The organism is Nocardioides sp. (assembly GCF_016462705.1).
GTDB lineage: Bacteria > Actinomycetota > Actinomycetes > Propionibacteriales > Nocardioidaceae > Nocardioides.
In genome coordinates this window covers 1-8,557 of the sequence record NZ_JAEMSS010000176.1, presented here as the reverse complement: position 1 = coordinate 8,557, position 8,557 = coordinate 1, and the positions used below count along the sequence as shown (strand labels likewise).

Below are 8,557 nucleotides of genomic sequence, written 5' to 3'. Positions count from 1 at the left end.
GCCCAGAGGAGAACCCATGCCCAGCAAGTCCGTCGTCGTCGCCTCGTCCGTCGGTCTGCACGCCCGGCCCGCCGCCCTCATCGCCGAGGCGGCCGAAGGGCTCGGGAGCACGGTGACCATCAACGGCGTCGACGCCGGGTCGTCGCTGATGATCATGACCCTGGGTGCGAAGTGCGGCGACACCGTCGAGGTCGCCGGTGCGGACCAGTCGGCCGTCGACGCCATCGCCGCACTCGTCGAGCGGGACCTCGACGCGGACTGACGGGCGGAGCCTCGCCTGCCCCGCCAGCCTCAGATTCATGCCCCGTCCGCGCCGCATCCCTAGCGACCGGCCAGCTCGTACGCCGCGTCGGCCTCCAGCACCCGGTCGCCGGCCGGCTGCGGCCGGCGGCCGGGCCACCAGGCCCGCTCGCCGAGCAGGCACAGGACCGCGGGCAGCATGACCAGCCGGATGAGCGTCGCGTCCAGCAGGATGGCGAACGACAGGCCGACGCCCATCATCTTCATCTCCAGCATCGACAGCGTCGCGAAGATCGAGAACACCGAGACCATCACCGCGGCCGCGCTGGCGACCACGCCCGCCGTCTCCTCGACGCCCTGGCGGACCGCGAGCCTCGTGGGCAGCCCCCGCGCGACGTGCTCGCGCACCCGGCTGAGCACGAAGACGTGGTAGTCCATCGAGAGCCCCACCAGCACCACCAGGACGAACAGCGGGATCCAGTCGATGACGAAACCCGGGCTGCTGAAGTCGAGGGCGCTCTCGAACCACCCGTGCTGGAACACCAGCGCCATCATCCCGAACGCGACCCCGACCGAGGCCAGGTTGAGGACCGCGGAGACGGCCGCGATCGGTGCACTGCGGAACGTCGCACCCATGATGAGCAGGGTGAGCAGCAGCACGAAACCGATCACCAGCGGCAGGCGCTCCTGCTGGCGCTCCACGAAGTCCAGGGACTCCGCGGGGTCTCCCCCGACCGCGTGCTCGACGTCCAGGCCGTCGAGCGCCCGCGGCACCAGGTCGGTGCGCAGCTCACGGACCGCCGCGTCCACCCGCTCGTCCGACTCGTCGTACGGGATGCCGATCGTCAGGACCGACGTGCGGCCGTCGGCGGAGACCGCGACCGGCTCCCCGGTGGCCGTGAACCGACCGGTCTCCTCCCCCGCGACCTGCAGCCCCACCAGCGCTTCGGCCACCTCGTCCCGCAGGCTCTCGTCGCCGGCCACCACGACCTCCGCGGTGGTGCCCTCGGAGGGGTAGGCGGAGCCGAGGTCGCGCATGGTCTGCACCTCGGGGATCGAGGCCGGCAGGGTCTCGAGGTTGGCGCTGTGCGTCTTCATGCCCAGGGCCGGGACCGCCAGCAGCAGCACGACCACGGTCGAGAGAGCGAGCGCCACGAGCGGGTGACGGGTCACCGGGCCGAGGACCCGCCCGCTGATGAAACCGGTGCCCATCCGGCGGGTCAGGCGGTGCAGCAGCGGCACCCGCGGACGGTCGACCCACCGACCGAGCTTGGCGAGCAGCGCCGGCAGCACCGTGATCGAGCCGAGCACGGCGACCGCGACGACGAGGATCGAGCCGACCGCCAGCGAGTTGAAGGTCGAGTCACCGATGACGAAGAGGCCGGCCATCGAGCAGATCACGGCGCCTCCCGAGACCAGGATCGAGTGACCGGAGGTCTGGGCGGCGATCTCCACCGCGTCCCGGCTGGAGTGGCCCTTCGCCCGCTCCTCGCGCTCGCGCTTGAGGTAGAAGAGCGAGTAGTCGACCCCGACCGCCATCCCGATCAGCACGATCATGCTGGTGACCGTCGACTCCGCGTGGACCAGGTAGGACAGGGGCGCGAGGATGCCGATGGTGGCGGCGACGCTGGTGGCGGCCAGGAGCACCGGCAGCCCGGCGGCGATCAGTGCCCCGAAGGCCAGCAGCATCAGGGCCAGGGTGATCGGGAGGCTGAGCGTCTCCGCCGAGGCCAGGTCCTCGGCCACCCGGTCGCCGATGGCCGCGTCGAGGCTCACGTCGCCCGACTGGCGCACGTCCAGCGCCGGGAAGTCCGCGGCGACGGTCTCGGTCACCTCCTGGAGCGCGGAGACGTCGTCCTGGTCGCGGGCCAGCTGCACCGAGACGAGGTAGGCCGTCCCGTCCGGGCTGGCCTGCGGCTCGGCGACCGCGTCGACCTCCGTCAGCGCCGTCATCCGCGCGACGACCTCCGCGGCGGCCCGCCGGGCCTCTCCCGGGTCGAGCTCACCGCCTCGCGCGGTGATCAGGACCTGCTCGGTGTCGGCGTCCTCGAAGGCGGCCTCGTCGACCATCGCGGCGGCGCGACCCGAGTCGCCCAGCCGGTAGTCGGCGTCGGTCGTCTCCTGCGTGGGGACCGTTGCGGCCAGCCCGACGGCCACGGCCACGGCGGCGACCCAGCCGAGGATCGCCCGCCACGGGTGGAGTGCACACCAGCGGGCGATCCGGTGGGCCAGGTTCGAGAGTGGGTTCGTCATGGTTCCACGCTCCCGCCGCGCGGTGTGTCCGTCAGGGGTGCCAGGTCCCCGGCCGAGGTGGTGCTGGCACCACTGCCGGGACCGGTGCGGTCGGCGAGGATGGGGGCATGAGCGACCTGTCCGCACCACCGAGCGCCGAGTCCGCCAGGCCCGGGCCGCTGCGGCTCACGGCGTACGCCGGCGAGCAGGTGCTGTGGCTGGTGCCCCTGCTGCTGGGGCTGGTGCTCTTCGTCGTCGGCGGAGTGCTCGCGATCATCTGGGTCGGCATCGCCCTGGTGCTCGGCGGGCTGCTGGTGGTGCGGGGGATCGCGGACCGGCAGCGCCGGATCGCGGGCCGGGTCCTCGGCATCGACGTGCCGTCGCCGTACCGGCCGGCGCCGCCCGGCGGTCCGCTGGTCCGGCTGTGGAGCATGATCGGGGACCCGATGACCTGGCGGGACCTGGGCTGGCTGCTGTGGGCCATCACCGCGGGCTGGGTGATCTCCCTGCTGGTCGTGGTGCTGATGGTCGCGGTCGCGACACTCTTCTTCTGGTGGTTCGGGACGCCCCACCTCATGGCGGTGCGGTCACGGGTCGACCTGACGTTCCTCACCTACGGCGCGACCGAGCGCCTCGAGCAGCGGGTCGCGGCCCTGACCCGGAGCCGGGCCGAGGCGGTGGACCACTCGGCGGCCGAGCTGCGCCGCCTCGAGCGCGACCTGCACGACGGGACCCAGGCTCGGCTGGTCGCCGTGTCGATGAGCCTGGGCATGGCCGAGGCCCAGTTCGAGGACGACCCGGAGGCTGCCCGGCGCACCGTGAGCGAGGCGCGCGAGGCCACGAGCGCCGCCATCGCCGACCTGCGGTCCGTGGTCAGGGGGATCCACCCTCCGGTCCTCGCCGACCGCGGGCTCGACGGCGCGGTCCGGGCGCTCGCGCTCGACATGGCCGTGCCGGTGGAGGTCTCCGGCGGGCTGTCGGGCCGCCTGCCGCTCCCGATCGAGTCGGCGGTCTACTTCGCGGTCGCCGAGTGCCTGGCCAACGCCGCCAAGCACGCCGGGCACGAGCACGCCTGGGTCGAGCTCGGTCATCGCGACGGCGTGCTGCGCGTCGTGGTCGGTGACGACGGCCGCGGCGGTGCCGACCCCGACGCCGGCACCGGGATGCGGGGTGTCATGCGGCGGCTGGCGGCCTTCGACGGCACGATGGCGGTGTCCAGCCCCGCAGGCGGCCCCACGGTCGTCACCCTGGAGGTGCCGTGCGCCCTGAGCGACCCCCACGACTCGTCCTCGCCGAGGACAACGCCCTCCTCCGCGCCGGCCTGACCACCCTGCTCGAGGGGTCGGGGTTCGTCGTGGCCCGGGCCGTCGACAACGCGGTCGAGCTGGACGGCGCCCTGGCCGACCCCCACGTGGACGGCGCGGTGCTCGACGTCCGGATGCCGCCGTCGTTCACCGACGAGGGCCTGCGGGCGGCCATCGCGGTGCGGGAGCGCCGGCCGGGGTTCCCGGTCATGGTGCTGTCCCAGTACGTCGAGCAGCTCTACGCCCGCGAGCTGCTGGCCAGCGGCGAGGGGGCGGTGGGCTACCTCCTCAAGGACCGGGTGTCCGACGTCCGGCAGTTCGTCGACGGGGTACGCCGGGTGCTCGGCGGCGGGACCGTCCTGGACCCCGAGGTCGTCGCCGCCGTGATGGCGCGCCGTCGCGACGAGCCCCTGGACCGGCTCACCGCCCGGGAGAAGGAGGTCCTGTCCCTGATGGCCGAGGGCCGGTCCAACGCCTCGATCGGCGCGGCGCTCTTCGTCACCGAGAAGGCCGTGGCCAAGCACATCAACAGCATCTTCGCGAAGCTCGACCTGCCGGTCGACCTGGAGGTCAACCGCCGGGTGCAGGCGGTGCTGGCGTACCTCCGTCTGTGACCGGGCCCGACCGGTCCCGCAACGCCAGGTAGACGGCGCGCATGCCGACCGCCCGCTCGAGCTCGCGGGTCACCCCCGAGAAGAACTGGGCGCGGTAGGTCTCGTCGGTGACGGTGGAGACGGTCAGGTAGAGCCCCGAGAAACCGGCCAGGAAGATCGAGACCTTGACCAGCTGGAGCGAGACGCTCGGCAGCCAGGCGATGTTCTGGAGGTTCGTGCCGGTCCACGACTCCTGGACCTGCGGCTCCATGACGAGCGACCCGAAGACCAGGAAGAACGCGAAGACGCTGACGGCGAGCAGCAGCACCTGGACGGCCTGCACGATGACCAGCGCGAGGATGAGGTTCCAGCGCTCGTAGCCGTGGACCTCCGCGCGAGCCGCCGGGTCGGCGTCGGGGTCGGCGAGCAGCTCGGCACACGGCCGCTCCAGGGGCGTGCCCGCGCAGGCTCGGGTGAGGAACTCGTCGTCCACGTCGTCGTCGGCCTTGTCGACCTCCTCCGGCAGCCGGACCAGCAGGAAGACGACGCCGAGGGACACGAACAGCAGCACCGTGAGCCAGAGCAGGCCGATCGGGAGCTCCGCGGTCATCTGCCAGGCCTCGGCGTTGATGAACAGGAAGGTCACGAAGACGAGGAGCAGGGGCAGCGCCCGCGACATCGTCGGCAGCAGCCGGGCCAACGTGCCGGTGGTACGACCGAGTGCCCAGCCCACGATGGGACGGAACCGCAGGGCGGTGAGTGCGTACCACAGGGCCGCGGTCAGCACGATGGCCAGCAGCAGCGCGGGGCCGGCCGAGATCTCCTCGGCGTACCACGCCAGGGCGACCCCGGCCGCGATGGCGGCCAGCAGGACAACCACCAGGAGCGGCAGGGTGCGGCCGGGCCGCAACGCCGCCCGGACCGCGGCCCGCTCGCCGGGGACGAAGTAGGGCAGGCCGTGCCGCTGGAACCAGACCTCGGACTCGCCCAGCGGCCCCGTGGGCTCAGCGGCCACCTCAGACGGCCAGGATCTCGCGGGCGCGGTCGACGTCGTCGTTCATCTGGGCGACGAGCCTGTCGACCGACTCGAAGGCGACCATGCCGCGCAGCCGGTCGACGAACGAGACCTCGACCTCGACGCCGTAGAGCTCGAGGTCGGCCCGGTCCAGGACGTAGCTCTCCACCCTTCGGTCCCGCACGCCGTCGAAGGTCGGGTTGGTGCCGACGCTGATGGCGGCCGGATGGACCTCGCCCGTGTCCAGGCGCCGCAGCCACCCGGCGTACACGCCGTCGGCGGGGGCCGCGGTCAGGCCGTCGGTCGGGACGTTGGCGGTCGGGAAGCCCAGCTCGCGGCCGCGCTGGTCGCCGCGGACCACGACCCCGCGCACGGCGTACGGCCGGCCGAGCGCCTCGGCAGCACCTGCCACGTCGCCGGCGGCGAGGCACTGGCGGATGTACGTCGACGACCAGACCATCGGCCCCCCGTCGAGGGCCAGGCCGTCGACGGTGAACCCGGACGTCGCGCCGACGGTCCGCAGGGTCGCCACGTCGCCGGCTGCCTTGCGCCCGAAGCGGAAGTTCGCGCCGACGACGACCGTGGCGGCGTGCAGGGCGCCGACCAGGACACGCTCGATGAACTCCTCCGGCGTCCAGCCGGCCATGTCGCGGTCGAACGGCAGGGCCAGAAGGTGGTCGGCGCCTGCCGTGGCGAGCAGCTCGGCCCGGACCTCGATGGTGGTCAGCTGCACCGGTGCGTGCTCCGGGCGCAGCACCGCCATCGGGTGCGGGTCGAACGTCACCGCGACCACGCTCAGGCCGTCCTCGCGCGCCACCTCGCGGGCCCGGGCCAGGACGTGCTGGTGACCGAGGTGCACGCCGTCGAAGTTGCCGATCACCACGACGGTGCGGCCGAGGTCGGCCGGCACCTCGTCGAGGGAACGCCAGATCTGCACGGGCGTGAGACTACTTGCGGTCCGCACGAGCCTCGCCGTCGAGCCAGTGCACGGTGCGTTCCAGCGCCGGGTGGCGGTGCGGTCGGGTGGCCGTGCCGGCCACCTCGAAGCCCCACGACGCCAGCGCGCCGGCCAGGCCCGGCCGGCCGCGTTCCTCGTTGGTCACCCCCACGAGCAGCCGCCCGTCGGCCGCCACGACGTGGTCGAGCAGGTGCCGGACGAGGTCGGCCCGCCGAGCCGCGGGGACGTAGTCCAGCCCGGTCCGGACGTAGTCGAACCGCCGCGGCGGGTGCCAGCCGAGCGCGTTGGCGGTCCAGATCCGGTCGGCCCACTGCGGGCACCGCCGCCGGGCCAGCTCGGCGAGGGCGGCCGAGATGTCGACGCCGTAGGGCTCGAGGGCGACGCCGTCCTCGGCGCCCCAGCGGTGCACCGACTGCATGAGCAGGCCGTTGGCGCACCCGACGTCGAGGAAGGTCCCGTCCCCGTCCACGGCGTCGAGGACGAGCCGCCGGGCCTGCTCCCAGCCGGCCTCGTCCCCGCTCTGCCCGGACTGCCCCTGCGGGGTCCCGGCGCCGAGGTAGGCCGGCTCGATGATGGCCAGGACGGCCGCGTGCCAGCCGTCCTCGTCGATCTCGCCACGCTCGAGGGCCGCATCGATCCCCGCCAGCTCACGCCAGCCACGCTCGACCGCGTCCCGGACGTCGTCGGTCATCCGACGAAGACTGCCACCGACCGAGCCTGTCCGTCACGAGGCTCGTAGAGCGCCAGGAACCCACCGTCCGGCGCGAACAGCGCGGTGAGCCCGTCGAGGTCCACGTCCAGGGCCCGCCCCACCCGCACCGCGGCAGCTGCCGTCTCGTCCAGGTCGAGGGCGGGGAACGCCGCCCGGGCGGCGTCGGCGATGGGCAGCACCGCGAACGACCCGGCGAGCTCGTCCAGCGTGTGGGCGACGTCGAGGCCGTAGGGGCCGACCGCCGTGCGCCGCAGGGCGGTGAGGTGGCCGCCCACGCCGAGCGCGGCGCCGACGTCGCGGGCGATCGCCCGCACGTAGGTGCCGCTCGAGCAGCGCAGCGAGATGTCGACGTCGAGCCAGTCCCCGGCGACCCGTTGCTCGAGCACCTCCAGCGAGTGGATGGTGACCGGTCGTGGCTGGAGCTCGATCTCCTCGCCCTCGCGGACCCGCTGGTAGGCCCTCTTGCCGTCGACCTTGATCGCGCTGACCGCCGTGGGCACCTGCAGGATCTCGCCGACCTGCTCCGCGAACGCCGCGCGGACGACGGCCTCGTCGAGGTGGCCGGCGGAGGCGGTGTCGGTGACCTCGCCCTCGGCGTCGTCCGTGGTGGTGGACACTCCGAGCCGCGCGGTGGCGTCGTACGCCTTCTCGGTGAGCATCAGGTGCCCCAGGAGCCGGGTGGCCCGCTCGACCCCGACCACCAGCACACCGGTCGCCATCGGGTCGAGGGTCCCGGCGTGACCGACCTTGCGGGTGCCGGCGAGCCGGCGGACCCGGGCCACCACGTCGTGCGAGGTGATCCCGGCCGGCTTGTCGACGACGACCAGCCCGGACTCAGTCGTCAAGCTCGTCGGTCTCCCGGTCGGTCTCCCGCTCGGTCTCCGGGCCGGGCTCTGCGTCGTTCTCCGGGTCGGGCTCGGGCTGGCGCGGCTTCTTGTAGGGGTCGGGCTCGCCGGCGTACGCCTCGACGCGCCGGGCCGCGGCCTCCTCGTCGAGCTGGCGGGCCCGCTGGAGGACCTCGTCGAGGTGGCGCGCCGACTCGGGCAGCGCGTCGGCGACGAAGGTCAGCGTCGGCGTGATCCGCATGCCGAGCTGCTTGGCCACCTCGGAGCGGATCAGACCCTTCGCCGACTCCAGCGCCGCGGCCGTCGCCGCCAGCGCCGCCTCGTCGCTCTGCTCGCCGGCCGCGCCCGCGAGGACGGTGTAGAACACCGTCGCCTGCTGGCTGTCACCGGTCACCCGGACGTCGGTGATGGTCACGAACCCGAGCCGCGGGTCCTTGATCCGCCGCTCGAGCATCTCGGCCACGATCACCTGGATGCGGTCCGCGATCCTGCGGACCCGGGGGTTTGCCATGCCTGTTGCCTCCTGGGCCGGGCCGGGGCGGGTTTCACCGGTCGCCGGTGAAACTCATGCTCAGTCGCTGAAGTTGGAGCGGCGAAGCGGGAGTTCCACCGGCCACCCCGTGGAACACCCGCCCCCGCCCCGCCTCCGTCGCGCCGG

General features: G+C 73.5%; 9 protein-coding genes. 3 read left to right on the top strand and 6 right to left on the bottom strand.

The window, feature by feature from the left end; translation table 11 throughout:
• Positions 1-16 precede the first annotated feature (16 nt).
• Positions 17-262, top strand: a complete 246-nt coding sequence (locus JHD21_RS18055; protein ID WP_292677989.1) for an HPr family phosphocarrier protein — start codon at positions 17-19, stop codon at positions 260-262.
• 59 nt (positions 263-321) lie between these two features.
• Here JHD21_RS18055 and JHD21_RS18050 read toward each other — a convergent pair whose 3' ends face one another.
• Positions 322-2,493, bottom strand: a complete 2,172-nt coding sequence (locus tag JHD21_RS18050) for an MMPL family transporter (RefSeq protein ID WP_292677987.1) — start codon at positions 2,491-2,493, stop codon at positions 322-324.
• A 107-nt stretch (positions 2,494-2,600) separates the two neighbouring features.
• Between JHD21_RS18050 and JHD21_RS18045 the strand changes: the two genes are divergently transcribed.
• Positions 2,601-3,797 (top strand): sensor histidine kinase, encoded by a 1,197-nt coding sequence (locus JHD21_RS18045; protein WP_292677985.1) that lies wholly within the window; start codon positions 2,601-2,603, stop codon positions 3,795-3,797.
• A complete protein-coding gene (locus tag JHD21_RS18040; protein WP_292677983.1) occupies positions 3,731-4,390 on the top strand; it encodes a response regulator transcription factor in 660 nt (219 codons plus the stop codon). The genes JHD21_RS18045 and JHD21_RS18040 overlap by 67 nt, the downstream gene beginning before the upstream one ends.
• Here the strand turns inward: JHD21_RS18040 and JHD21_RS18035 are convergent.
• The 5 genes from JHD21_RS18035 to rbfA are packed head-to-tail and all read right to left on the bottom strand — an operon-like array spanning position 4,347 to position 8,410.
• Positions 4,347-5,384, bottom strand: a complete 1,038-nt coding sequence (locus tag JHD21_RS18035) for a hypothetical protein (RefSeq protein ID WP_292677981.1) — start codon at positions 5,382-5,384, stop codon at positions 4,347-4,349. The genes JHD21_RS18040 and JHD21_RS18035 overlap by 44 nt on opposite strands.
• A gap of 1 nt (position 5,385) precedes the next feature.
• Entirely contained in the window at positions 5,386-6,321 is a 936-nt protein-coding gene (locus JHD21_RS18030; RefSeq protein ID WP_292677980.1) for a bifunctional riboflavin kinase/FAD synthetase, read from the bottom strand.
• A 10-nt stretch (positions 6,322-6,331) separates the two neighbouring features.
• A complete protein-coding gene (locus JHD21_RS18025; RefSeq protein WP_292677978.1) occupies positions 6,332-7,033 on the bottom strand; it encodes a class I SAM-dependent methyltransferase in 702 nt (233 codons plus the stop codon).
• Positions 7,030-7,899, bottom strand: coding sequence for a tRNA pseudouridine(55) synthase TruB (truB, locus tag JHD21_RS18020; RefSeq protein ID WP_292677975.1), 870 nt, complete (start codon positions 7,897-7,899; stop codon positions 7,030-7,032). The genes JHD21_RS18025 and truB overlap by 4 nt, the downstream gene beginning before the upstream one ends.
• Complete coding sequence (gene rbfA / locus JHD21_RS18015) at positions 7,889-8,410, bottom strand: 30S ribosome-binding factor RbfA (protein ID WP_292677973.1); 522 nt, start codon at positions 8,408-8,410, stop codon at positions 7,889-7,891. Before rbfA ends, truB begins: the two co-directional genes overlap by 11 nt.
• Positions 8,411-8,557 lie beyond the last annotated feature (147 nt).

Excerpts from the sequence above, each read along its gene's own strand:
- JHD21_RS18055 (WP_292677989.1), top strand. The coding sequence starts at position 17 with ATGCCCAGCAAGTCCGTCGTCGTCGCCTCGTCCGTCGGTCTGCACGCC.
- JHD21_RS18050 (WP_292677987.1), bottom strand. The coding sequence starts at position 2,493 with ATGACGAACCCACTCTCGAACCTGGCCCACCGGATCGCCCGCTGGTGT.
- JHD21_RS18045 (WP_292677985.1), top strand. The coding sequence starts at position 2,601 with ATGAGCGACCTGTCCGCACCACCGAGCGCCGAGTCCGCCAGGCCCGGG.
- JHD21_RS18025 (WP_292677978.1), bottom strand. The coding sequence starts at position 7,033 with ATGACCGACGACGTCCGGGACGCGGTCGAGCGTGGCTGGCGTGAGCTG.
- rbfA (WP_292677973.1), bottom strand. The coding sequence starts at position 8,410 with ATGGCAAACCCCCGGGTCCGCAGGATCGCGGACCGCATCCAGGTGATC.